This window comes from Pseudovibrio denitrificans JCM 12308, assembly GCF_001310815.1.
In the GTDB taxonomy this organism is placed as follows: Bacteria; Pseudomonadota; Alphaproteobacteria; order Rhizobiales; family Stappiaceae; genus Pseudovibrio; species Pseudovibrio denitrificans.
This window is the reverse complement of record NZ_BAZK01000008.1, coordinates 396,899-421,911: the sequence shown is the minus strand read 5'-3', so window position 1 is coordinate 421,911 and position 25,013 is coordinate 396,899. Positions and strand designations below refer to the sequence as shown.

Annotated in this window: 21 protein-coding genes and 3 pseudogenes; 9 read left to right on the top strand and 15 right to left on the bottom strand. The window is 53.2% G+C overall.

Annotation, left to right across the window (positions count from 1 at the left end; genetic code table 11):
- Positions 1-766, top strand: a 766-nt coding sequence (locus JCM12308_RS13405; RefSeq protein ID WP_054784087.1) for a TRAP transporter substrate-binding protein, incomplete at its 5' end; no start/stop codon positions are given.
- Between the two features lie 71 nt (positions 767-837).
- Here the strand turns inward: JCM12308_RS13405 and JCM12308_RS13400 are convergent.
- The 3 genes and pseudogenes from JCM12308_RS13400 to JCM12308_RS13390 form a co-directional block, all read right to left on the bottom strand.
- Positions 838-1,626 carry a pentapeptide repeat-containing protein gene (locus tag JCM12308_RS13400; protein WP_054784070.1) on the bottom strand — a complete coding sequence of 263 codons (789 nt, stop codon included), beginning with the start codon at positions 1,624-1,626 and terminating at the stop codon, positions 838-840.
- 482 nt (positions 1,627-2,108) lie between these two features.
- Positions 2,109-3,254, bottom strand: coding sequence for a helix-turn-helix transcriptional regulator (locus JCM12308_RS13395; RefSeq protein ID WP_054784069.1), 1,146 nt, complete (start codon positions 3,252-3,254; stop codon positions 2,109-2,111).
- 251 nt (positions 3,255-3,505) lie between these two features.
- A pseudogene (locus JCM12308_RS13390) lies at positions 3,506-4,695 on the bottom strand (NnrS family protein).
- 416 nt (positions 4,696-5,111) lie between these two features.
- Here JCM12308_RS13390 and JCM12308_RS27825 point away from each other — a divergent pair.
- Entirely contained in the window at positions 5,112-5,831 is a 720-nt protein-coding gene (locus tag JCM12308_RS27825; RefSeq protein WP_208978556.1) for a DUF930 domain-containing protein, read from the top strand.
- On the opposite strand, the gene JCM12308_RS13385 is transcribed toward JCM12308_RS27825, so the two are convergent.
- Positions 5,758-6,285, bottom strand: coding sequence for an Lcl C-terminal domain-containing protein (locus JCM12308_RS13385; protein ID WP_054784068.1), 528 nt, complete (start codon positions 6,283-6,285; stop codon positions 5,758-5,760). The two genes, JCM12308_RS27825 and JCM12308_RS13385, sit on opposite strands and share 74 nt — an antisense overlap.
- Positions 6,286-6,775: 490 nt before the next feature.
- Entirely contained in the window at positions 6,776-7,300 is a 525-nt protein-coding gene (locus tag JCM12308_RS13380) for an Lcl C-terminal domain-containing protein (RefSeq protein ID WP_054784067.1), read from the bottom strand.
- A gap of 291 nt (positions 7,301-7,591) precedes the next feature.
- Here JCM12308_RS13380 and JCM12308_RS13375 point away from each other — a divergent pair, with 291 nt between their 5' ends.
- Positions 7,592-8,320: a class I SAM-dependent methyltransferase gene (locus JCM12308_RS13375; protein WP_054784066.1), complete on the top strand. Its 729-nt coding sequence runs from the start codon at positions 7,592-7,594 to the stop codon at positions 8,318-8,320.
- A 52-nt stretch (positions 8,321-8,372) separates the two neighbouring features.
- On the opposite strand, the gene JCM12308_RS13370 is transcribed toward JCM12308_RS13375, so the two are convergent.
- From JCM12308_RS13370 to JCM12308_RS13345, 6 genes are all read right to left on the bottom strand, one after another.
- On the bottom strand, positions 8,373-9,074 hold the full coding sequence (locus JCM12308_RS13370; protein ID WP_054784065.1) for a glutathione S-transferase family protein: 702 nt from the start codon (positions 9,072-9,074) through the stop codon (positions 8,373-8,375).
- A gap of 163 nt (positions 9,075-9,237) precedes the next feature.
- Positions 9,238-9,780, bottom strand: coding sequence for an RNA polymerase sigma factor SigZ (gene sigZ, locus JCM12308_RS13365; RefSeq protein WP_208609169.1), 543 nt, complete (start codon positions 9,778-9,780; stop codon positions 9,238-9,240).
- 120 nt (positions 9,781-9,900) lie between these two features.
- Entirely contained in the window at positions 9,901-10,263 is a 363-nt protein-coding gene (locus JCM12308_RS13360; protein ID WP_054784063.1) for a VOC family protein, read from the bottom strand.
- A gap of 163 nt (positions 10,264-10,426) precedes the next feature.
- A complete protein-coding gene (locus tag JCM12308_RS13355) occupies positions 10,427-11,455 on the bottom strand; it encodes a 2-oxoacid:ferredoxin oxidoreductase subunit beta (RefSeq protein WP_054784062.1) in 1,029 nt (342 codons plus the stop codon).
- Between the two features lie 2 nt (positions 11,456-11,457).
- Positions 11,458-13,347 carry a 2-oxoacid:acceptor oxidoreductase subunit alpha gene (locus tag JCM12308_RS13350; protein WP_054784086.1) on the bottom strand — a complete coding sequence of 630 codons (1,890 nt, stop codon included), beginning with the start codon at positions 13,345-13,347 and terminating at the stop codon, positions 11,458-11,460.
- Positions 13,348-13,558: 211 nt separating this feature from the next.
- Entirely contained in the window at positions 13,559-14,770 is a 1,212-nt protein-coding gene (locus tag JCM12308_RS13345) for an MFS transporter (protein WP_164845308.1), read from the bottom strand.
- Between the two features lie 76 nt (positions 14,771-14,846).
- Here JCM12308_RS13345 and JCM12308_RS13340 point away from each other — a divergent pair, with 76 nt between their 5' ends.
- Together JCM12308_RS13340 and JCM12308_RS13335 are read left to right on the top strand one after the other, a co-directional pair.
- Positions 14,847-15,389 (top strand): CGNR zinc finger domain-containing protein, encoded by a 543-nt coding sequence (locus JCM12308_RS13340; RefSeq protein ID WP_054784060.1) that lies wholly within the window; start codon positions 14,847-14,849, stop codon positions 15,387-15,389.
- 138 nt (positions 15,390-15,527) lie between these two features.
- Entirely contained in the window at positions 15,528-16,340 is an 813-nt protein-coding gene (locus tag JCM12308_RS13335; RefSeq protein WP_054784059.1) for an SDR family oxidoreductase, read from the top strand.
- Between the two features lie 44 nt (positions 16,341-16,384).
- Here the strand turns inward: JCM12308_RS13335 and JCM12308_RS13330 are convergent.
- Positions 16,385-17,376: pseudogene (locus JCM12308_RS13330) on the bottom strand (threonine dehydratase).
- A gap of 261 nt (positions 17,377-17,637) precedes the next feature.
- Here JCM12308_RS13330 and JCM12308_RS13320 point away from each other — a divergent pair.
- A complete protein-coding gene (locus tag JCM12308_RS13320; RefSeq protein WP_128647398.1) occupies positions 17,638-18,354 on the top strand; it encodes a glyoxalase superfamily protein in 717 nt (238 codons plus the stop codon).
- Between the two features lie 226 nt (positions 18,355-18,580).
- On the top strand, positions 18,581-19,363 hold the full coding sequence (locus tag JCM12308_RS13315; protein ID WP_054784056.1) for a helix-turn-helix domain-containing protein: 783 nt from the start codon (positions 18,581-18,583) through the stop codon (positions 19,361-19,363).
- Here JCM12308_RS13315 and JCM12308_RS13310 read toward each other — a convergent pair.
- The 3 genes from JCM12308_RS13310 to JCM12308_RS13300 all read right to left on the bottom strand — a co-directional run bounded on the left by JCM12308_RS13310 (position 19,356) and on the right by JCM12308_RS13300 (position 22,151).
- A complete protein-coding gene (locus tag JCM12308_RS13310) occupies positions 19,356-19,796 on the bottom strand; it encodes a GNAT family N-acetyltransferase (protein ID WP_208978555.1) in 441 nt (146 codons plus the stop codon). The genes JCM12308_RS13315 and JCM12308_RS13310 overlap by 8 nt on opposite strands.
- 56 nt (positions 19,797-19,852) lie before the next feature.
- Positions 19,853-20,629 carry an SDR family NAD(P)-dependent oxidoreductase gene (locus JCM12308_RS13305; RefSeq protein WP_054784054.1) on the bottom strand — a complete coding sequence of 259 codons (777 nt, stop codon included), beginning with the start codon at positions 20,627-20,629 and terminating at the stop codon, positions 19,853-19,855.
- 181 nt (positions 20,630-20,810) lie between these two features.
- Positions 20,811-22,151, bottom strand: coding sequence for a YheC/YheD family endospore coat-associated protein (locus tag JCM12308_RS13300; RefSeq protein WP_054784053.1), 1,341 nt, complete (start codon positions 22,149-22,151; stop codon positions 20,811-20,813).
- Positions 22,152-22,684: 533 nt separating this feature from the next.
- Between JCM12308_RS13300 and repA the strand changes: the two are divergent.
- Together repA and repB are read left to right on the top strand one after the other, a co-directional pair.
- Positions 22,685-23,892: pseudogene (gene repA, locus JCM12308_RS13295) on the top strand (plasmid partitioning protein RepA).
- Between the two features lie 340 nt (positions 23,893-24,232).
- Positions 24,233-24,934, top strand: a complete 702-nt coding sequence (gene repB, locus JCM12308_RS13290) for a plasmid partitioning protein RepB (RefSeq protein WP_208978554.1) — start codon at positions 24,233-24,235, stop codon at positions 24,932-24,934.
- The last annotated feature ends 79 nt before the right edge of the window (positions 24,935-25,013 follow it).

Genomic DNA, 25,013 nt, shown 5'->3' with positions numbered 1-25,013 from the left:
TGAATCCGTTGAACTGATGCAGAACGGTCTTCTGGACATGGCCCGTTCCAACGCAGCAGAAATGGAAGCCTTTGAAGAGTCTTACTCCGCGTTGACCCTCCCTTACATCTTCGAGAGCGAAGAGCATTATTACAAAGTGCTGACCTCAGATGTTGCTGAAGACGTCTTCATGGCTTCCAAAGACAAAGGCTTTGTTGGTCTTGCCTTCATGGTGGACGGCTCCCGCTCGTTCTACGCCAACAAAGAGATCAACAGCCCAGCAGATCTGAAGGGTATGAAGATCCGCGTGCAGCCATCTCCATCCGCAATCCAGATGGTAGAGCTGCTCGGCGGTGCGCCAACTCCAATCTCCTTCGGCGAGCTGTACTCTGCTCTGCAGCAGGGCGTGGTTGATGGTGCAGAAAACAACCCGCAGGCTCTGGTGGACGTGCGTCACGGTGAAGTTGCGAAAGTCTACTCCCGCGATGAACACACCATGATCCCAGGCGTTCTGATGATCTCCACCAAAGTGTGGGATGGTCTGGAAGCAGACAGCCAGAAAGCGCTGAAAACAGCGGCGCGTGAAATGATGGACTTCCACCGCGACCTTTACAACAAGCAGACCCTTGAAGCAATTGAAGCTGCAAAAACCAAGCTTGAAGTGAAGTTTGTGGAAGTAGAAAAAGGCCCGTTCATCAGCGCAGTTCTGCCAATGCACGATGCGCTTGCAGAAAAGTCACCTAAACTGGCTGATCTGGTTGCACGCATCAAAGGCCTTGCAAAATAAGCAAAACACTCTCCGGGCAATAAACTTAAAACCCCGTCTCAACCGAGGCGGGGTTTTTGTGTTCTTGGGGCTCAGTCCGGGTCTACTTTGATACCCAGCCCCTGCAGGAGCAGGTGTTGCTGGCTGGCGGAGATGACCATGCCGCGGTAGCCGCGCAGGCTGGTGAGGAACATGGCGCCCAGGTTTGCCCCTCTCAAATCCGCGTAGGTGAGATCCAGATCGTCGGTCTCTGCATCAGAAAGCGTGGTGCGTTTCAGGTCTGCATTGGTGAGGTTGGTGTTGGTCAGATTGCTGCTGGTGAGATCGCAATCGGTCATGATGCATTCTTCCAGATCCAGATCAGACAGAGTTGCGTAGTTCAGCTGGCAATCGGAGAAGGTTGCCCGTGGTTTGAGCGCATGCTTTCCGGCCACTTTGCCAAAGTCACAGCCTTCCAGTGAAGCGCCGGTGAGACGGCAGTTCTGGAAGGCGATGCAGAACATTTCGGAATACGGAAAGATGGTCAACCGCAGATCGCAGTTGTGAAACTCCACATCGCTCAGGTCCGTGTGACGAAAGCAGGAGCCGCCGCGCGTGTCAGCGTAATAAAAGCCACAGTTCTCAAACTTGGCTTCGCGTAGATCGCAGCTCTTAAAGGTGCCTGCCGGAAACTGCGTGTCCTTCCAGATACTCTCCCGCATGTCGATGCCGTTGAACTCACTGCCCGGCTCAAAACTACAGTTGCGAAACACCACCTCACGAAGGTCCTTCCCCTCCAGCCATGAGGCTTCCAGCTCTGCATTTTCAATTGGTTTACCAGACTGCAAAAGCGCAGAGAATGTTTTGAACGTCAGAGCGTCGGAAATATCTGAGGGGGTCATAGGAGCACCGTGATGAACGAGGAGAAGATCACTCTGCCATGGGCGATGACAGCGTTCAATCCAGCGGCTTCAATTTAGCAAGAAAAGACCGGCGTCGCCTTTTGAAATATGGAAGGCTAAGCCGGTTAGGCAATAATTTGTAACAATATGAGTGGTTCATTTCCCAAGCAAACAAACCACCAAACAGCAAACTTAAAGACCGAATTGCGGCTGAAGGTGTGCCTTCTGTGCCAAGCTGCCCCCGAAAACCTGTGCTCCCGACGCCTCTTGTTTGCTGAGTTAAATTTACTCAGAATTTTCCGAGGCGACTTGATGCAATTGCACTAATTTTCTGCAGAAAAACATAAAACTCTAAAATTCAAGGGTAACGCTCTGATATATCTAAAGAAAATATCAGATTATTTTTCTCTTCAATATGTCAGATGCATGAAAATGAGAGACTGCGTTTAAGGCACTGAGGGAAATCCCTGAATGAGAATGGTTCAGGCCTGCCAGGGGTAGCGGGAGAGCGTCGTCATCACCAGCCGGACGATCTCAGTTTGCGAGCCAACGTCCAGTCGTCTTGAAACGTTTGCAATATGGTTCCGTGCCGTATTGTAAGAAATGCCGAGCAGATCAGCAGCGTCTCGTGTGGACGCGCCGTTGGTCAGCGCCTTCACAACCTCGGTTTCTTTCGGCGTCAGATTCAGCAGATGGCTGATCATCTTATCGGGCACATCGGCAAAATCGGTCGGATCAAATACCATGAGAAGACAGAATTTTGGTCTGGCCAAAAACTGAGAAAGATAGTCAGGCGCGTCCTTCTGGGTCTCGATGGGCTGGATGAAGACCAGCGTGTTCGGACCAAACTCATTGCGGATGATCACCGGTGACGGCAGCGTGTTGGTGTAGATGCTCTGCTTGATGGCACTTTCCAGCGCTGTTGCTTCATCCAGCGCCTTGGCGGAAACGCGCATATAGCGGCCAAGCTGCAGGTTGGTGTGTTTGCCGAGCAGTCGTTCTGCCCGTCCGTTCATCACCTGCACGCAGCAGTGCTCATCCACCACCAGCGCGCTGAACGGCATCTGTTCCAGCCAGAACTTACCCAGATCCTTTGTCGGCGCCACCGCTTCACGCATGCGGCGCTGTAAGGCCAGTTGAAACGCGTTGCGGAAGTAAGGCTGCAGGAACTTCACTTCCTCATAGAGCTGATCTTCGTCCTTCTCACTCACCCCATCCGGCAGGCAGATGTTCACATAAGAACACAGGCCATCCTGCCGATCGATCATCAGCGTGATGGCGCGGTCAATGTTATTATTGGCTTCAATGAACGTGCCAACGTAATCCGGATGCACATCTTCCTTGCGGAAATGACGATGCGGGCGCACCGGACCTTCAATATCAACGCTGCGGAACACGGTTGGCAGCGGATTGAAGTGCGCCACCGGGTCAAACGTGGAATGGAACGTATGGTCCACATTGAGCACTTTACGGTAGTCGTAGTGACTGTCCACCAGGCTCTGCACGTTGATGGCAAAGGGAAATTCTGAGTACTTTGTCTGCAGTTGCTTCAACGCGTTTTCAAGCGGCTCTTCATTCATGAAGGTCCGGAAAATATCGCTGATACTCTGATCCAGAAGCGGTGTCATATCTGGTTGTCTGCAATTAGGCTCGATGTGAAAGGGTCAAATCGGCAATCAAAGATCTCTAATAAAGAAACCGCTTAAGTATTGAGCTGGCTGACTGGTTAAATCAAGTAAGTTGACTGTTTGATCAAAAAAGAAATTGACGTTGCGATATATCAGCAACAGTGCATAAGTATATATTAGGGGATGCTGATAGTCTGATTGCATATGAAATGAAAAAGGCCCGGACAATGCCGGGCCTTCTTGAGAAGCGATTAAAAGCGGGGACGCGTGACAATGCCCCAGTACCTGCCGGTGAACAGGCCAAAGGCACCCACCCAGCACAGGGCAGAAACTCCAAGCACCACGAAGTACCCTTCCGGATAAAGCAGGATGCCGAACACCCGCACCGCAGCGCTGGCAACGATAAGATAGTAGGTGGCGATCTCCACCCATGTTGGGACAAGCGGCCGACCGGAGTGACCCAGCGCACTACGGGTCATCATGCAAGCATCATGCCTGCCATGGAGCCAACAGTGATGGCGTGCACGGCCAAAACCTGATCCCACGGCATATCCAGCAGAGCCCCTGCTCGCAGAAGCAAGGCAATTGGCAACCAGGCGTAAGACACAGGCAGGATCCAGAGGATCGGCTTGCCCCAGGTGATCTGCGGTTGCCACAGGCCCATCTTGAAGAAGTGCAAAGCGGCCAGAACCAGAAGGCCAACAGCGCGTACAGTCGCAGCTTCATAGGTCAGGCCATAATAGATATCGCTGACCAGCAGCAGCACCATGCCAAGGCCGATGACATCTTCCAGACGCTGACTGCGCACCGCGCGCCTCACGCCCAAGGCGTTGTTGGTGAACAGCGGAATGATGCGGCCACCGATCACCGTGATGAAGATCGCGAAGACATCCACGGCCCACAGGAACACATCTGCCCCGTCATAGCTGATCATATCCAACGCAATGGCGTGGAACAGTCCGTTGCCAACAGCGAGCACCAGCAGCAAAGCGACGGTAAAGTAGTTGCGCGTATTTTTCGCCTGGTACAGCGGAATGGCTATGCCGAGTGCGGCAAGCGGCAGGAAGAGAAGGTCGATGATCTGACCGAGGGAGCCAAGCGGGCCACTGCCAACAAACAGCAGAATACGTGCTGCCAGCCACATGCCCAGCAATCCACCCAGCACAAGGCCGTTGGGCGTTTTCCGCCCCGTCCAGTTTTGCACGGCGGTGTAAAGAAAGCCGATGAGAATGGCGACGGCAAAGCCGAAGATCAGCTCATGGGAATGCCATAGCACACCGTCCAGCGGGCCGTTGATTTCTACAATGCCAATGATGGAGGCCACCCACAGCGGAACGCTGATGGCTGCATAGGCCGCACCGGCAATATAAAACGGACGAAAGCCGAGGGATAAAAAAGCTTCCCAGGAAAAGGCAAGTTTAGCGCCGGGAAGGTTCGGCATGGTATGAGTTTGCTGCATGTCTTCGGTCTCGGTCGGCGTAGGCTTGGCCCCGCTCATTTTTATCTTCGTACAGAAGGCACATTCGACCAGTGTGATGGAGTGAGGTCGAACTTCCCCAATTAACACCCCTTATAAACATGAATGTAATATTCATATTTGTGCAATGTCAAATAATTCTAAAATAGCTTGTCAGACGCGCGATACCTGCCATGCGCTGTGCGCAGGTTTCAAACCCTGGCAACAATCTCTAATCAGTTGCGGGTAAAGTGAAATGTGAGGGATGACTGCCGGATTTTCGCCGTGTTCTGCCACAACTCTGGGTGCAATCAGGGGTAGGATGCAGGTGTGATTCCGTGCAGGTGCTGCAAGCAGAACGAACAGACTATGTATTTGTAGGATCTAACAAGACCTACACGATGCTTTTCACCTTCTCGCTAATGGCGCATCTGTTTGCCTTCTGGCTGCTGGCCATGTCCAACCTGCCCCGTGGGTTTCGTGCCCGGCCCGTCAAAAGCATTGGGGTTGAACTCATCGGCACGACCCAGTTTGAAAAGCTGTTCGCCCCGCCCGTTGTTGAGGAGCCGCCTACGGCCTCCCTCTCCCCTGCTCCAATCGTTAAGGACAAACCGCAGGAGCTGCCGCCGCCGGTGGTGCGGGAGGAGCCAGTCAAAGGCCTTCAGCCAGTGATTGCAGACAACTTCCAGCTTGGCCGCCTGTTGGAAGCACCGGAGAACAAGGAACTAAAAGAGTCTCTGGTTCTCTTTGACCCGTCAGACCAGCGCGAGCAGCTGTGCAATTTGGAAGTGATGGAGCAGATCCATTTATGGAACGAGAGCTTTAACCCGGAACGAGTGGTCGCGTTTGCCTATAAAGACCCGGTGGTCTTCGGCGACACCGTCACCGCAGAAGGCGCCGCTTTCCGCAGCAAAGGCGAATGGTACCACCTCGCCTACAGATGCACCTGGAACCCCACCACAAACCTCGTCACCGCCCTGGAATTCCTAAGCGGCGATTTGATCCCCCACAGTGAATGGAAGATCACTTCCTGTTTGCTCAGTAGGATTAGTTGGTGTCGCGTACGGCGCGGACGGCGAGGGAGTAGCCCTGGCTGTGGAAGTCGAGAGCGTAGCTTTTGAAGTCCAGATAGTAGTACATGCGCGTCAGGTCTTCATCTTGCGTGGTGGACCAGAAGTGCGCGGATTCCCTGAACATTGGTAGTCTCAGATCTGGGAACAGCGTGCGAAGCTCTTTCTTGTTGGCGCAAGTTGAGTAGAGCAGGCTGAAGAGCTCTTGAATGGTTGGCAGACGCCAGCCGTTCTTGTTGTCCTCAAAGCGCAGCACGGCCTGATCCTGTGAGATCAGCAGAGGTTCGCCATAACAGCGGCGCTTCTTTGAATCCCAGCGGGTGCCCTCAGAACAGCGCTTCCATTCCAATGGTTGGTCCAGCTGCTTCACAAAGGGGCCACTTACAGAGAACCTGTCTCGGATATGAGGTTTGTTGCTGCAATCGACTTCGGCAAGTGTTGGGGCTGGCAAACTAAGAGCAAAAAGGGTGGCAAACCCGGCCAGTGAAAATGGTCGTTTCGTCATTATTATTAGTCGCAAAGTGCTTTAAAGAAATCCGCCTAATATTTCTCAGAATGGGTCCTGAGTGTTAAGCGTTTAATCTACAAGAATCCTGCGCGCTATTAGTCTTGTTTTTCTTTGAGCTTCAACCCCCTTGCTTACACTTTTCTGTGTATGTGGCGGGGATGAAAGAAGCCTTTGAGCCACTTGCTTTTTACTGCAGCTGCAAGTGTTTGTTTTGTATGACTATTACATCTTTAAATTGCAAATCATGATGCTGCAAAATTTATTAGATTGAGAAAGAAAAATCGGGAAAACACCTATCCGAAACATATCGAAAGCCGTTTTTAGCCGAGTCAAAAGCCCGAAAATGACAGTTCCAAGCCTCAATGCAAGGGAATCCCTTGGTAAGGTCATTTGGGAAATGAAGGTATCGCAGGCCCAAATGTGCACTGTGAAGCTCTGAGCGAAACCTGCTGGCAGAACACTACGCAGTGTGCCTTTAGGGAGAGGCTTACTTGCTGTCGCGAACAGCACGGACGGTGAGAGAGTAGCCTTGGCTGTGAAAGTCGAGGGCGTAGGTGACGAAATCCAGATAGTAGTACATGCCTTCCAGCTTTCGATCACCCGTGGCGGACCAGAAGTCGGCATAGTCGATGAACGCAGGAGCTGCGAGATCTGGAAAGATGACGTGAAGCTCTTCCTTCTCAGCGCACGTGGAATCCAGAAGACCGTAAAGTTCGCGAATTGTCGGGAGACGCCATCCTTCCGTGTTCTCTGCAAAGTGGGAAGCGGCCACATCCTGAGTGAGTTCCAGTGGCTCGCCGGTACAGGTTTGCGTCTCGCTTTCCCACGCCATGCCTTCAGCACATCGCTTCCATTCCAGAGCGTATCCGGTCTGCTTGACCAAAGCGCCGTTGACGGTGAAGCGCTCTTGCAACGGTGGTTTGTTGGCGCAGTCCAGTTGGGCATGGGCTGGAAGAGCTGTGAGGCTGCCGAATAAAGTGGCGGCGATGAGAGAAAGGCCTGTCTTTTTCATTCTGTAATGTCGCAAAGTGTTTTCTGAAAAAATGGATTCGTTGTTTGAATGACGAAGTAGGCTTCTCTGACGAGAAATAATGTTGTGTTTGTGGCGTGGCAGGATCTTTGATGATTAAACTGTGCATGCTGCAAGGAATGGACCGCCGTCTTTCTTTGGTTGGAGAAATGGAGCGCACCCACCTCATATCGGAAGACTACCGAATTCTGTTTTATGAATTTACATGCCGGGATGACCAATCCATGCCTCTATGGACGGGTCATCGGCGCAAGAGATTGTGTGAGATTGTTTATGAGCTACGAAGATCACTATGAGACCCTGCTGGCTGAACATTATACATGGATGTTCCGCATGCCCTTTGATGAGAAGGTTGCCGAACAGCGGGCGCTGCTGGAACGGGCTGGTCTCAGCCTAGGACAAACCGCGATTGATCTTGGTGCTGGCTCCGGCTTTCAATCCATGGCGCTGGTGCAAATGGGGTTTGATCAAGTAACCGCCGTTGATACCTCGCCTCACTTGCTGAAGGAGCTGCAACAGCGGGACCATGGAGATCGGATCACCTGTCTGCGCGAAGATATCCGCAATGTTTCAACGATCATCTCAGTACCTGTCGATGCTGCGCTGTGTATGGGCGACACGCTTACTCATTTGGGCAGCCTGAAGGAAGTGGAAGATCTGGTTGCTGATTTAGCTGGTGGCCTGAAACCCGGTGGCATACTGGTGTTTTCCTGGCGCGATCTGAACACTGTGCCGACAGGTGTTGATCGGTTCATTCCGGTCAACAGTGATGAAGACCGTATCATGATGTGCTTTCTGGAGGATCAGGAGCAGCACGTGATGGTGCATGATCTCATTCATGTGCGAACCAAGGACGGCTGGCAACTGAAGCGCAGTGCTTATCCGAAGATCAAGCTCTCTGCTGATGATGTGCGGCGCGCCTTCGCAGTGCACGGGCTTGAGGTGGTCAGCGAGTTTGTGGAACGAGGCATGATTGTGATGACGGCGCAAAAAGCGCAGTAAAGCCATAATGCCAAGAAGAGCGGATTGGGGCCGCTCTTCTTGTTTCTCCGTCTTAACAGCAAGCGCCCGTTTTACAGACATCTTCCTTTGGAGAGTCGCAGCACTTTCCGGACCCCAGATAAGTCTGGTCGGAAAGGTAGAAGTTGACGAACAGCTCTTCAAAGTCTTCTGAAACGGACTTTTCAGCCAGACCTGTTGCCAGCAGACGTTTCTGCCATGCCTTCACAGAGGGGAAGTTCTTCACGAAATCATAGCCCGCATGGCGCTGGATGATGTCCGCCCGGTGAAGCAGCGGCAGCCACGCCATATCCACGTTGCCGGGCTCAGGGCCGAAGAAGAACCCCTCCCCCGAGATCTGCTTTTCGGCTTTGGCAAACAGGGCATTCAGCTTTTCAGCGCGTTCTTCCAGTGTGGCCCTGTCATGACTGCGCATGGTGCTGCATTGAACCAAATAGTTCTTGGCTGCCTGATAGCTCCACGCCCGCTCAATGGCCTTTTGCTCAGGTGAAAGCGCAGGATGCAGAGGCGGTGCGATCTCGTCGATGTACTCAACAATGGCGTCGGACTCAAAAAGAGCTGTCCCATTCTCGGTGATCAGCACCGGCACCTGTCCGTTGGGGGAGATTTCCAGGAACCAGTCGGGCTTGTCTTTCAGGCTGATGTAGTCGATTTGATAGGGTATCTGCTTGGCTTCCAACATAGCAGTCACGCGCTGGACAAACGGGCAGATTTTATAGCTGATGATCTTGAGCATCTTTATATCCTCGTTGTGTTTCGCCTGTTAGACGGACGAGGGCGAGAAAAGACGACAAAAAATCCAAAACAGACTGAATTTGGAAGTCACGTTGCCTGTTTTGGATTTAATTTGCCCGCGTATTCTTATCCGAAAACCGGTGTCCACTTTTCGGAAATACGCCCTAGCAGTTTTTGCAGCTATCTGATTTTTCTTGATAATCCGCGACACGGCCTTTGGTGTCCAACGTCATCTTGCAGCAATCCTCATAGAGTTTGCGCATCTGACTGCGGCTTTTCTGAACGCGGGACTTCAGGGTGGAGTAGCTGATGCCCATCTCTGCGGCCAGATCCTTTTGCGAGATGCCCTCCAGATCAATACGGGTCAGCAGCTCGGCACTGTCATCAGGCAAAGAGGCGATGAACGGGCGGATGCACACAGCCAGATCCTGCTCGATGCTGGCGGCATCCTGCTTATGCCAATCCTCAGCGGCGGAGGTGTCACTGCGTGTGGCATTCTTGCGGTAATGGTCGATGATGGCATTGTTAGCCACCTGAAACAGCCAGGACTTGAGCGCGGTCTGGTCTTTCAGTTCACCACGCTTCTCAAAAGTCTTGATCAGAATGTCCTGCAACAGATCGTCAACATCTGCGGGATTGCTCAGCTTGGAATGCAAAAACGCTTTGAGCGCCGTGCGATACTCCTGCCAGATCTGTTCAAGCGTCATGTCCATTCTCCGCATCTGTTCTGGCTGCAGACGTGGGAGGTGAAACACACTCTGTCAAGATAAGAGCCCGCAAATGCTTATATTTGCAGGCTCTTTCCGGTTTTGAACGTGAAGGACGCGTTAAGCGACAGGTTCCCAAAGTTCAATGGGATTGCCTTCCGGATCATGAATTCTGGCAAAGCGGCCAATACCGTCCATAGCTTGTTCCTGAGAAATCTCGATGGAAGCCTCGCGAAGTTGATTGAGCATCTTGTCCAGATCAGCCACACGGAAGTTGAGCATGAAGTTGTTCTGTGGCGGAAAGTAATCCGTGTCTTCAGCAAAGGGTGAAAATACGGTGACGCCTTCATTCGACACCCAAGGCGTCATCTCCATATTTGTCGGCGCCAGATTGATGCCCAGATGTTGCTCGTACCACTGAGCTATGGCTGCAGGATCTTTCGCTCTGAAGAAGACCCCGCCAATGCCCGTTACTTTTTCCATGTTACTTCCCCCAACAATGTAAGTGCGCCATACTCGTCAATTGCTCAGATTCTCGCAAGGCATAAGCGTCAGGAGCTGATGGGAGATCAAGATTTGAGAGGATTTCAGCAGAGTCAGAGGGACAAACCATCAGGCTCTGCTGATTGCATCGAGAGCCTTAAGCCTAAGCCGCGTCTTCTCCCACATCCCACGTTTCTGCAGCGCGCAGGGTTGCGGAGAGGCGGGTGAGTTTTTCGTTCATGCTCAGAGGCTTTTCTGGCAGGCCAACCCGGCTGGCAGCACCAAATTCGGTGGCAGGCTCGCGGAACAGGATGCCGAGAACGGTTGGCTCACCGCCTTTCTCTCCAAGCTCGGCCAAAGCAACAGCCAGTGCGTGGTTGGTCTCATCATGTACCAACAGATCGGCTTCCGTGCAGCCACCCTCTTCCAGCGAAACGACTTCCAGTCCAAAGCCACCTGCTTTTGCGCGGATGCCTTTGTCTTTGTTGACGCCAAACACCATGGGTTGACCATGTTCCACCACGATGGTGTGGTCTGGCCCTTGTTTCTTGTCCTTCAGGTGATCAAACACACCGTCGTTGAAGATCACGCAGTTCTGCAGCACTTCCACAAACGCGGTTCCATCAAAAGCTCGGGCAGCTTCCAGAATAGGGCCAAGCACTTTGGCCTGCGTATCAATGCTGCGGGCGATGAACTTGGAGCCTGCCCCAATGGCAAAACGAGCCGGATTGAGCGGCATTTCCACTGTGCCGCCCGGAGAACTCGGCGTGCGCACGCCCTTCTGCGAGGTTGGCGAATACTGGCCCTTGGTCAGGCCGTAGATCTGGTTGTTGAACAGAACGATCTGCATATCCAGATTACGGCGCAAGGCATGGAGCAGATGGTTGCCGCCGATGGAAAGGCCGTCACCATCACCAGTGAACACCCACACATCCAGTTCCGGATTGGCCAGTTTCGCGCCTGAAGCAATGGCAGGTGCGCGGCCATGGATCGTATGGAAGCCATAGGTTGCCATGTAGTACGGCAAGCGGGAGGAGCAACCGATACCGGACACACACAAAGTGTCTTCCAGCTTTGCGCCTGTATCTGCCAGCATCTTGTGCAGGCTTTTCAAAACAGCATAATCACCGCAGCCGGGGCACCAGCGAACATCAAGGGAGCTGGCGAAATCTTTTGGTTTCAGATCAGTCATGATTAAGCTCCCAGCGCGTCGTCGATGATTTTTGCAATTTCGCGAACGAGGAACGGACGTCCCTTTACGCAGGAAACGCTCTCAACCGGAATATCCATCTGGCTACGCAGCACCGTTGCCAGCTGACCGTTGTTCATTTCCGGAATGATCACCCGGTCAAAGCCGGAAAGCAGCTCTTCCAGATTAGGTGGAAGCGGCCAGAGATGGCGCAGATGAATGTGGGAGACAGATTTGCCTTCCAGCTCTGCACGACGGGCCGCCACGCGGATTGGACCCCAACTGGAGCCCCAACCCAGCAAAGCAAGTTTGCCGGTGGTTTTGCCAGATTCCACATGTTGCGGTGGGATGCTCTTGGCAATCGCCTCCAGCTTCTGGGCGCGGATCTGGGTCATGAGCTGGTGGTTTTCACCGTCGTAAGAGATGTTTCCGCTGCCGGCCTGCTTCTCGAGCCCGCCAATGCGGTGCATCAGCTCAGCCGTGCCCGGCACAGCCCATGGACGGGCCATAGTCTCAGGATCATGGTCATACGGCAGGAACCCGTTCGGGTCCTTAACCTGCTCAACGGGAAACGGCTCATAAGCCGGATCGCTGAAGTCAGGCAGCTTCCATGGGGCGCTGGCATTTGCGATGTAGCCATCAGTCAGCACCATCAGTGGGGTCATGTGTTTGGTGGCGAGCTTGGCCGCTTCCACGCCCATGTCAAAACACTCACCCGGATGAGCTGGTGCGATGACAGGCAGTGGCGCATCACCGTTGCGGCCCCAGATGGCCTGGAACAGATCGGACTGTTCTGTCTTGGTCGGCAAGCCGGTGGAAGGTCCGCCACGTTGAACGTTGACGATGACCAGTGGCAGCTCAGTCATGATGGCAAGACCGATCGCCTCTGTCTTCAACGCGATGCCGGGACCGGACGACCCGGTCACGCCTAAATGACCGGCGTAAGACGCACCGATAGCTGCACAGATGGCCGCGATCTCATCTTCTGCCTGAAACGAAATCGCACCCAGCTCTTTCAGCTTTGCCACTGTATGCAGCAGTGGTGAGGCCGGGGTGATTGGATAGGAGCCATAAAACAGCTCAAGATTGGCAAGGGTGGCACCGGCATAAAGACCATAAGCCATACCCTCGTTGCCATTGATAGAGCGGTACTCCCCTTCCATCAGCGGTGCGGGCTGAATGCGGTAGCGGGAGACATCCGGCGGCAGATCAGCAACCTCGCCGTAAAGGTGTCCCGCCTGCAGCGCCATGATGTTGGCTTTCGCCACTTCTGGCTTTTTGTGGAACTTCTGCTCAATCCAGTGCTCAACATCTGCGGTGGAGCGCTCAAACAGCCAAAGCACGAGGCCAAGGGTCCACATGTTCTTACAGCGGCGGGCGTCCTTGGCAGAAAGGCCGGTTTCCTTCAGGGCCTTTTCTGTGTTGCTGGTGATCTCCAGCGGCAACACGCGAAAGCTGGTGAGAGAGCCATCTTCAAGCGGGTTGCCGGAAAAGCCTGCCTTGGCGATAGCCCGCTCGGTGAATGCATCCATATCGATGATGAGCAGGCCGTTCTGCTTCACACCTTCTAGATATTTACGCAGGGCAGCCGGGTTCAGCGCCACAAGCGCATCGGTTTCATCGCCGAAGGTATCAACTTCCGTGTGGCCGATGTTCAGGGAGTAAGCTGAAACGCCATAGATTGTGCCGCTTGGGGCGCGGATGTCCGCTGGAAAATCAGGAAAGGTTGCAATGTCATTGCCAAATCTGGCCGCGCTTTCAGCCAGCCGCGTGCCCGTCATCTGAATGCCGTCGCCCGAGTCTCCTGCAAAGCGGACGCGCACATAGTCGACCTCCGGTTGCTGGGAGACGGGAAGCTCTTGCATAGCAGTGCTGTGTTCCAGTCCGTTTTGCATAATCAGCTCCAAAATACTGGCAGCTGCGGCGGCAGGAATCTTTTTTGTTCTTGTTGTCCTTCGGGACTTTGCCAATCAGCTGAGCCAGAATACCCACTTCTCTGTGGCTTTTTGTAGCCTGTAATAGCAGGAATGCAGTTGCGACCCGTTAACGCAGCCCGCCAGTAATTGGTCGAACAGCCCTGCGCATTTGCTGCGAACGTAACGTAGATTACGCCGTATCAGCAGCCGTTGGTGTAGCTCGCGTCTGTGCATGATCCGGCGCAGCGCGCCAGAAGATGATGACGGCAGCAACAGCTGGAAGTGCGAACAACAGGAAGGCAGACTGAAGGCCAAGCATTTCAGCAGAAAGTCCACTGAGGCTGGCTCCTGCAAAAAAGCCAGACCACCCCATCCAGCGATAGGCAGCAACCGTTCGGCCAAGTGCCTCGCCAGAGATGGTTTGTTGCTGATAAGCGGCAATGGAGATCATCCAAGTTACTCCACCTATTCCCGCCAGCACGGCAGAGAGCAAAACAGAAGTCAGGCCCAGACCAAGCGCTGACACCAATATAAAGAGCAATGTGGTTACTACGTCGATTGCGCGTGTCCCAGTGTCGCCCAGCTTACTCCTAATCCTTTGATAGCCGAATGCCCCGAGAAGAGATCCACACCCAACAGCCGTGACAAGGTAGCCCACACCGGAAGCGCCGAGATCAAGTTGCTCAGCTTGCAAAGCAAACGGCACAATGAGCGTGAACCATGCTCCCCATGAGGTGGCCATTAAAGTGACAAGGACTGTAAACGCCCGTAAATCCCTCCGCTTCCAAAGCAGTTTTGCTCCGTCAAAGAACCCGCGAAACCCTTTCTGAGTTGAAGGCGTAAAACGCTTGGGCCTAGGCAAAACCAGGAAACTCAGGATGAGGCCGATGAAAGCGAGCAGGAAGATGCTTTGCACGGAATAGTCCAGTAACAGTGCAAGAACCAGCGGTGCCCCAAGTGTTGCTGAGATGGTCTTAGCCCCCTGCAACATGCTGTTGCCCTTGTGCAGATGCTCTTGCCCGATAAGGTCTGGCAAAATTGTCTGGCTGGACGTCTCAGTCAGTACTTCACTCACACCGATCAATACGCCAAGAGCACAAAGGAGTAGCAGGTGCTCTCCGGCATCTGCTTTGATCAAGAATGCAACCGCAACGATCGCCGCTATGATCAACCCTGCCCTGAAGGCCGGAGCACGGCCATAGCGATCCAAGCCCCATCCTACGAGCAGACCAAATAAAGGCCAGGAAACAGCAATGGAACCAGCGACCAACCCGATACTAGTGGAAGAATGACCAAGTACACCTGTGAGTGCCGGTAGTGCCAGTTTCATGATTGTGATTGCAAAGCCAGAGGCAGCCATCACAATGGTCATCCGCCAGACTGCAGTATCGGAGTGTTTCATATGTAAGCCTCTTTCTGTATAATAAGACTTACTCATGATTAGGTAATGTTGTAAAGTGAAAATACCACTTACATTGATGTCACTCGATGACGCGAGCGCATTTGCGATTGATCTTGCAAATACATGGGACCCAATGGGCAAGCCAGTGGATGTGTTGGCACAGGCAGATTCCGCTGCTCATTTCTTCAAGGCATACGTGAAAAATGAAGCTGAGTTTGTTTTGTTAGGAGAGGCCATGATCCCTCATCGGGATCTGCTCCGCGCTGCATTTCTAGCTGTAGCATCTGACGCGCCGGATAAAGTTGAAATCTGGCAGTCTCTGGAACATGCCCTTCAAGCTTCGTGGACAATTGGAATCGACCATCGAGGAAATCCGGCAGTTGAGTTTGCAAGTGAGGTGCCACTTCAGCAGCGTTTAACGGCATGGAGTGCGCTTGGATTCTTCGCTCTGCTTTCCGGCGCGCCGGAACGGACCAGGGTATGTCAGGCAGCGCCCTGTGAGGAGGTGTTTCACGACATCACCAAGTCAGGTCGCCAGCGGTTTTGCTCCAAACGTTGTGGCACCCGTTACAATGTGGCCCGCCATCGTGACCGTCAGAAGAATAGCGAGATAGATTGATATTTGGCGCCATTTGCGAGTCATTTGGCGCGATATGGCTTTGTGTAACGCCTGGCCGGTCCCTAATTTGAAAGAGATAAAGAACAACAAGTGAAGTCTTAGGCAAAGAGACTTCACACAGGGTTTCAGGAGTTTCTCATGTCCAACACAATCCTTATCACTGGCGCATCTTCCGGTATCGGCAAATCCACGGCAAAGTACTTCCACGACAAAGGCTGGAACGTCATTGCCACCATGCGTCAGCCGGAAAACGAAGAAGAGTTGACCAAACTCAACAACACTCTCGTCACCCGCCTGGATGTGACTGATGAGGCGTCTATTGAAGCTGCTATTTCAGAGGGCATTGCGCGCTTTGGCAAGATTGACGTACTGCTCAACAACGCAGGATACGGTGCATATGGTCCGCTGGAAGCGTTTTCCATGGACAAGATCCGCCGCCAGTTTGAAACCAACGTGATTGGTCTGATTGCCGTGACCAAAGGCGTCCTGCCACACCTGCGCGCCAATAAGTCCGGCACCATCGTCAATATCTCGTCCATCGGCGGTCAGATGACCTTCCCACTTGGCGCGCTCTACCACGGCACCAAATTTGCGGTTGAAGGCATTTCTGAAGCGTTGCACTACGAGCTGGAAGCAGCTGGCATCAAAATGAAGATTGTTGAGCCGGGCATGATCCGGACCGACTTCGCAGGCCGTTCCTTCGACTTCACCAATGATGAAAGCCTGACGGAATACCAGGGCGTAGTGCAGGCCTTTTTCGGTGCAATGAGCGGCGACATGCCATCCTCTGACCCGATCGTGGTCGCAGAAGTCATTTACACCGCCGTCACCGATGGCACCGACACCCTGCGCTACCGCGCCGGCCCCGATGCCGTCCAGTTCCTAGACAACCGCAAAGCCCTCGACGATGCCACCTTCATAAACGGCCTGAAGGAGCAGCTGGGGCTGTAGGCACGTGCAGTCGGAGAGGGATGTCCCCTCTCCTCTTTGTCTCATCAGGCGGATGCCAGTTCGCTGGTTTGCTGCGTGTGGGTGTTCATCACATTCAGGAAGGTGGTGAGGTCGATGTTGCCGCCGGTGAGGATGGTGGCGACGCGTTTGCCTTGCAGGTTGGTGCGGTTGGCCATCAGGGCTGCCAGTGGTGCTGCGCCGGCCCCTTCGGCGAGGTTATGAGTGTCCTTGTAATAGGCCATCATGCTTCTGCGATCTGGGTCTCGCTGACGCTGACCACATCCTCTGCCCCTTTCAGGATAATCTCCAGCGGCTGCGCTTGCGGATCACGGCAGGCCATGCCATCGGCAAAGGTGTTGGCTGTTTCTGTCTGCACTGCTTTTCCGGCAGCAAAGGACAGGGCAAAGGCATTGGCGTTTTGGGCCGTTACGCCGATGATCTTCGTTTTCAGTCCCAGCAAATCGCGCACAGTGATCAGGCTGCAAATGCCGGAGCCCATGCCGATGGGCACATAAACCACATCCAGATCCGCGATAGCGCGATAGAGCTCCAACGCATAAGTGGAAACGCCTTTGACCAGGTTCTCGTGGAAGGGCGGCACCATGTGATAGCCATGTTCATCCTGCAGCTGCTGAGCAACCACGCGGCTCTCGTCAAAATCCTTGCCTGCGATGATCACGTTGGCCCCGAAGGCACGCATGGCTGCATTCTTTTCCTGCGAGTTGCCTTCAGGCACGACAATGTAAGATGGAATGCCATTGCGGGTGGCTCCAAGCGCAACCGATTGACCATGATTGCCGCGGGTGGCGGTGACCAGTCCATTCGGCTTTTCGCCAGACTTCATCAGCGCATCAACATAGGTGAACCCACCACGGGCTTTGAACGAGCCGGTTGGTGTATGGTTCTCATGCTTCACATATATATCAACGCCGGTCCGCTCCTTAAGCAAAGGCCAGGCGTAAACAGGTGTTTCAGGAACAAACTGACGAACTGTGGTGTGAGCAGCTTCCAGATCTTGCAAAGAAAACAACGGCATTCAAAATCCTCATGACAAACCAAAATGCTTTGCCGCGATGATAGAGCCAGCCAAATCCGATGGCTTTCAAAATACTGACCTAAATATCTTGTCAAAGCCCATTCTAAACGTAAGCCTTTCAATAGAAGGTAAGTACAACCTGCCGCTCGCGCCTTTGGGTTTGGTGAATGTGCTCTTTGATAGTGCGTCTGAACTTCGTTGGACGAACCTGTCAGCAATGCGAGCACTGACTCAGTTGTCGTCCGATAAGAGGATCAGGCTATGCGAACCTACCTTGATGCCAAAGTGATGGCTAAATCTTTACGTCAAGCATTAAACGAGCAAAACGTTCATTTCACTCATAGTAAATGTTTGGAACTGGTTGCCCAGCAGTTTGGGTTGGCTGACTGGAATACGCTGGCGTCTGAAATAGAGCAAAAACTTCAAGCTAAAACGCTCAAACTGCCCGAAGGCTGGATTATTTCTGGTTCCAAAAGTGATGCTTACGAAATGGGGGTTGAGAAAGCCGGCCAAGCCGGTGCTGCTCTTATTCGTTCTAAGTACTCGCCAGATGATTCAGCCTATGAAGATAAGAAGAACAGTTTTGGCACATTGATGCAGAACTTTCAGGCCCAAAACTATCTTGGTAAGCGGGTTAGGTTGAGAGCGGAGCTAAGAACCATCAAGGTTGATGGGGCAGCAACGCTATGGATGCGAGTTGATAGCTTGAAGGGCTCGGTACTGAGCTTCGATAATATGGAGATGAGAAGTCAGGAAGGTACGCTTTCTGGAACTCAAGAGTGGATCGAACGCCAAATCGTCCTAAACGTCCCTGATACTGCAGAAACCATCAGCTTCGGATTTTACCTACGGGGAACAGGCCAAGTTTGGGCTCGTAACTTTGAACTCATTGATGTCGGAAATGATATTGAAGTGACTGAGAGACCAAAACCTGAGTTGCTAAAACCGAGCAACTTAGACTTTGCCAAGGCGAGTTGATGAACTGGCAAGTCGTTGTTTAAACGATGAGACTAGTTAGCTACATGATCGAAAACCCCGTTGTATCTAGCGGGGTTTTCCATTGAAAGAGCAGAACGATGATTGGGCGCTATATGAAAACACCCTTCTACGGATGTCTCCTTGTCATACTTCCGCAGTTCAGCTTATAGATAAGGGCGTCTGTGTGTGAGGCAGGCGGTGGGAACTTGTTGAAATACATGAGACTATGAATTTAAGGCGGGACATTATCAGCAAGTGGAAGGTGCAGCTGTTGCCGAGCAGTGCCTATGCTGTGTCTTATACAGCCCCTCAGGCCTCTGTTGGGTTTGCGTTTGAAAGTCAGCGTGGGGTTCATTCGTTTAACAGCGATCGCCGGGTTGATTTCTGGACCCGCCCCAACAGCCTCGCTTTCGTGCCAGAGGGCTGTGCGGTGACCTCGGAAAGCGAACGGGGTGGCGAGTATCTGACCTTTACGGTTCCTGAAGAGTATCTGCGCACGGATGAAAATGCGTTACGGTTCAACCATGCCATCTCAAAAGAAGCGATTGTGGCAGCTTATGAGCTGCGCAAGGCCTTGCTGGTGGGGGAGCTCTCTGACGCGCTGGAGCTGGAAGCGCAGCTCTTAGCTCTGCTGGATGTGGTGGATCAGGTGCAAGCTGGCTCGTTGTATGAGCCTCCTGCTTCGGCATCCATGACAGAAGCGCGTCTCAAACGCGTTGAAGAGCTGGTTGAAGCCCAGCTTTCTGAGCAGATTTCCATTTCGGATCTGGCAGGGTGCGTTGAACTTTCATCTGGCTTCTTCAATCGCGCCTTCAAAGCGGCCACAGGTAAAACGCCCCATGACTATGTGGTGGAGCGGCGCGTGGCGCGGGCGCGCAGGCTTCTGGCCAAGTCGCAGAAAAACCTCAGCGATGTGGCTTATGCCTGCGGGTTTTCCTCCCACGCGCATATGAGCTCTACTTTCAAGAAACGTCTTGGGGTAACACCCAGCCAGCTGATGATCAGTTAGGCTTGTCTAGCGCCAGCACGTTCAATTGCTTGACGTGGTACTCCAGCACCTTCCATCCCATCTTTTCATAAAAGGGTGTGTTGTCGTCCGACGCGCACAGATAGGCCCGTGAGAACCCGCTCTCGAACGCCAATTGTGCCATGCGTTTGACCAGAGCAGTACCAATGCCTTCACGGCGGTGAACTTCTTCGGTCCAGACGGCAGCCACCCATGGCGTGAGATGTGGGCGCGCGGCAAAATCGCTTTCGATCAGGAGTGCACTGCCCAGATAAGTGTCGCCGCGATGGGCAACATAGGCGGTGGGCACAGCTTCAGGACAAAGAGCTGCGCGGAGTTTGGTTTCAATTTCGCTTTGTAAAACGCCCTTATCCCGCCACCACGCCTGCCAGATGCGATGGGCGATGGTTGGAATGAAAGCGGGAGTCTTGCTCATTTCAGAAAGGGTAAAAGTACGCTCTAAACTGTCCATTGGACCGGTGACCTATAAAATTAAATCGGTGTGCCTCCTCCGGAAACGCTAATGACTTGTCCTGTTATTTTAGCGGAGCCCGGACCGGCGAGAAAACAGATCGCTTCGGCTACTTCGTCGGGCATGATCACGCCTAAATGGGCATTTTGCTCGACTTTTGAAATGAGGGTGGCAGCAAAAGGATCTCTTTCAAGCTTATCATAAAGAGGGGTTCCACGTACAACACTGGGGCTGACACAATTGACCCGGATACAATGCTGTTTGGCTTCTACCGCTAGGGAACGGCAGAACATGGAAATGCCGGCCATACCTGCCCCCACAATGGTGCTACCGTAGGTCGGGATTATGGAAACATCCGAGGTTAAACAAATGATTGCTCCGCAGCGCTGTTTTGCCATAACTGGATAAACGGCGTGGATTGGGTGCAGGATACTGTTCATCAAGGAGGTGATTGTGGGCATCAACTCATGCACTTTCACTTCCTGCAATGGCTTGGGGATGATGCCTCCACCACCGGTGCTGACCAGCACATCGATTCGCCCCATGGCCAATTCTGCATGGGTGATCGCGGTTTCGGTGCGCGCGGGATCGGACGCATCACACTGGACGAAATGCAGGTAAGCGCCGGGAAACTCGGCAGCCAACTTGCTCAGGGCGTTGCGCCCCTTGGTGACATCACGGGCGCAGATGGTGAGCTTTTGAAGACCTGATCTGAGAAGAGATTTGGCTGCGGCAAAACCGATACCAGAAGTGCCTCCGACAATGACTGCTGAGGATTCATTCAATTTCCGCGCCACGGTGACCTCCAGATGCGACTGAAATCTCTTGAGTGATCTTGCTCGCGTTGGTGCTCAAAGAGTTGTTCTAGACCGGATGCCGTATGTTTTTGCTCAACAGAGGCGCAGCCGACAGGCCAAACAGCAAACAAAGTAACCGGAGCGCTAAGAGCTTCCCGACATCTATATGTTTCGCCAAGGCTCATTCAGGATCTTCTCCAAAACCGGAAAGGAAAGCACCGTAATCAATGCTGGCTTCGAGTGTTGTGACACGCGCTTCTGCATGGCGTGGATCCAGGAAGATCATGCGGCCCGGTTTGGCGTTGATTTCCAGAAGCTTCGGGTGGCCGGATTTGTCGATGCCAACATCCAGTCCCAATTCACCAATGGGAGATGTGTGGTACTCGTCCATCCGGTGGGCAATCGCAAAGCCGCATTCCTCGACGGCTGCCTTTACTGCCCCCGCCTTCTTGCCAAAGGCGTTGATGAAGTAGTCGTCGGTACCAACAATATCAGCCCCTTGACTGAAGTGAGAGGAAATGCAGCCGTGCGCACAGACCCGCGGGCCGATCATCAAACAGCGCCATGTGCCGCTGATGTCCTTGTGCATCTGCACGCGGCAATCTACGGAGCGTCCATCAAATGACGAAAAGTCGAGGCTTTGCTGAACCAAATACTGATCCAGAGAAGTGTGGCAGAAGGCGAACTCAAATGCATCTTCCAGCTGGACGAAGTCTGCATGAGGACAGGACAGGTCCGTCAGCCATTGAAGGCGGTAGCCTTTTTCTCGTTTGGTCAGTCGCATCAACATCTTGCCACCGCGTCCATCGACTGGTTTCAGATAAGCGGAGTGATGACGACCAAGGATCTTTTTGAGCAGTGCTGGTGTGGGCGCGCGGTGGGTTTCCGGCAAATACTTGCGCAGCTTCTGGCCATGCATCAGATGCTCATGCACCTCCCACTTATCAAAAAAGCCAGGGTTGTAGATGTGAGAGCCAAGCGCCCGCATCCGGTTCTTGATGGCCTCAACACGCAGCTTGTGTTCTTCATCGCGGGTATGGATGCGATTGTAGATGGCGGTCGGCAGAGGCAATCCGGGCTGACGATGGCCGGGCATGGTCTCGCCGGTAATCGTGTTGTTAGCCCAGTTGTAGTCTTCGGGCGAAAACAGAAAGGCGATGTAGCCCTGTGTCTGGGCGTATTTGAGCATGTCTTGCTGGTGACGGCGCTCCGGATCAAACTTTCCGGCCCCCATGATACCGATGGTCGGGCCAATATGGATGGTGTCCCCTTCCCGCTTCACATGCAAGCCCTCAATGAGGGCAAGTCCAAGTTCGTCAAACACATCTGATGGCAGCCCCAGTGCTGCCCGGCGGTCAGTGGAGACAGCGGCTTTTGCGGAAAAGCGGTGGCAGGCGCCGATCTTAAAGGAAAGATGCTCGCCGGGAGTGGCACCGAGTTTTTGAAGAGCGCCTTTAGAAAACACCACTTCATTGTTTGAGTTGGACACGCGGAAGAGATGGAGTTTGACAGCGAAAACCACAGGCCCCCCAAAGATCAACTAGTAGCCAGGACAGAGTGACAAAACCGGTTCGGCGGGACTGTACAAGACAGGTTCTCGCCAAAGCCTTGCGGAACTTGGGAAAGCTCTAATGGTTTAGGTTTTTGCGTGTGTTAGGAAGGGTTGCGACTCAGTGCGAATCTATGACTGATTCACGTTTGGAACGGGTCAGGTGACGTTGCTTGCTTCTGTCAAATCGGTATTTCGTCGATTTTTGCACAAAAACCGTCATGTTTAAGTTCTTTTGTTGGCTTGGCGAAAATGACGTTTCTTAATAAGATTGTTTTGCTGCATTATGGAAATGTTGCTGCAAAAGCCGGGTCTTACGCAATATGTAGTAATTTCGCGTTGCAATCAGAAAGCCACCGCCAAAAGTTCGTTAACAGACTCTTAATATTGGTTAATGGGCGTTAACTATAAAGAGATTGACGCGTCCTTTGAATCGGAGAAGGATGCGCTGTGACGGATTATTATCGCTCTGCACTTCAAAACCGTCATAAAGGGTAAGAGGCAATATGCTGCTCGCTGCTGAACATGATGAGACTTCTGCTGAGAAGATTGCACGCCATTCTGACTTGTTGTCACGGCAACTGCAATCCTTAAGGGAGAAGATGTATCCGCCTGAGGCTCAAAAGAAGCTGAAGACGTTCTCTTCGCGCGAGGTTGCGGGGCTGCTCGGTGTTGCCGAATCCAGTTTGCGTCAGCTTTCCCTCAATGGCGAAGCAGTTATCCCCGAAAGGCTGGAAAACGGCAGACGCATTTATACCCTTCCGCAGATCAACGAATTACGTCGTTATCTGGCAGAAAAACGCCCTGCTGATGCGCTTCGTCTGGACCCGCGCCGCCGTCATGGTGAGAAGATGCAGGTTCTGGCGGTTGCAAACTTCAAAGGCGGCTCTGCAAAGACCACCACAACCGTCCATTTGGCGCACTATTTGGCGCTTCAGGGCCTGCGCGTGCTCGCGATTGATCTCGATCCGCAGGCCTCATTGTCTGCTATGTTCGGGTACCAGCCAGAGTTCGACGTAGACGAGAACCAGACGCTCTATGCCGCCATCCGTTATGACGATGAAGAGCGCGTTCCACTCAGCCATGTTATCCGCAAAACCTACTTTGATGGACTCGATCTTGTCCCCGGTAACCTGGAACTGATGGAATATGAGCACGAAACCCCGCAGGCAATTGCTCAGGGGCTTTCGCGCGGCGATGGCATGTTCTTCCGCCGCATGGCGACCGTCCTGAAGGAGGTGGAAGATGATTATGATGTTGTGCTTATCGATGCGCCGCCACAACTGGGTTACCTCACCCTTGGCGCGCTCTATGCAGCAACCGGAATTGTCATCACGGTGCATCCGGCCATGCTGGACGTGTCATCCATGAACCAGTTCCTCTCCATGACCTCAGAACTGCTGGCGGTGATTGAAGAGCTGGAGGCAGCCTGAGCCACGATTTCGTGCGCTACCTGCTCACACGCCACACACCGCACGATGTGCCGCAGGTGAACGTTGCAGCACTTCTGAGAGGTCTTTTTGGTGAGGATGTGCTGGCGGCTTCCATCGTGGAGACCACAGCAATCGCAAATGCAGGGCTGGAAAAGAAGAGCCTTTACGAGGTTGAGCGCGGAAATATGACCCGCGATACCCTCAATCGTGCTCTGGAGTCCGTTGATGCGGCAAATACGGAAGTGTTCCAACTGATCAAACAGGTATGGGGTCGTCCATGAACAAGGCTACTGATCGTTCCAAGAAGATGCGGGCCATGTTCGGCGGGGTAGACCCGGCTGAACTGGCAAAATCCCCCAACCCTGCCCCGTCCATGACGGCAACAACAAAGCAGCGGGTGTCTTCTGGCGCGATCAAGTCCATGCGCAATACCTTCTCCGACGTGGAGAAGGAGAACGAAAAGCTGCGCCAGATGATTGAGGATGGCAGCGTTGCTCATGAGTTGAGCACGGACGACCTTGACCCGTCTTTCGTGGCCGACCGCATGGTCGTGGCCAATGATGAGGACTTTGAGAAGCTCAAGCGTCCATCTCTGCCAGCGGTCAGCAGGTACCAATTCTGGTGCGTCCGCATCCGGAAGCTCCGGGCCGTTATCAGATCGCTTTCGGTCACCGTCGTTGGCGCGCCTGTAAAGACCTTGGTCTGCCTGTTCGCGGCATCATCAAAGAGCTTTCCGATGAAGCCCTTCTGATTGCTCAGGGTCAGGAAAACCATGAGCGTAAGAACCTGTCTTTCATCGAGACTGCGTTGTTTGCCTCCCGTTTGGCCAAAAGTTTCCCGCAGACCGTGATTTCAAAGGCGATTGGCAAGGATGCGACCACCGTATCCAAGCTGCTGAAGCTGATGAATGCACTGCCGGAAGAGTTCGTCCGTGAGATCGGTCCTGCGCCCAAGATCGGGCGTCCGCGCTGGGAAGAGCTGGCGGGACATTTCCTCAATGGCAAACTGCCTGAACCGTTCAAGGCGCGTGTAGATGCCGTGATGATCAGCGCAGACTTTGAGCTCTCTGCGAGTGATGAGCGTTTCAGCGCTATTCTTTCTGCCTGTAAGTCTGCTGAGACAAACACAGCGACCACAGGTTCCATTGCCACAGCAGCAAAGAGCTGGATTGGCAACAAACAGATCCTGATGAAGGACGGCCCAAATGCGCTGAGCTTTCAGGTAGATGCGAAGAAGCAACCTGAACTGGCCGCATTTTTGAAGCGCCGCCTGCCGGATCTGATGGATGAGTTTGAGCAAGAAGTTCTGAAGGAGGATGCATGACGGTTTAATCACGTCTCTTCCAAAGAAAAACGGTCCTGCTGACGGCAATCAACAAGACCGAAATTCCTTGGGTACAAAC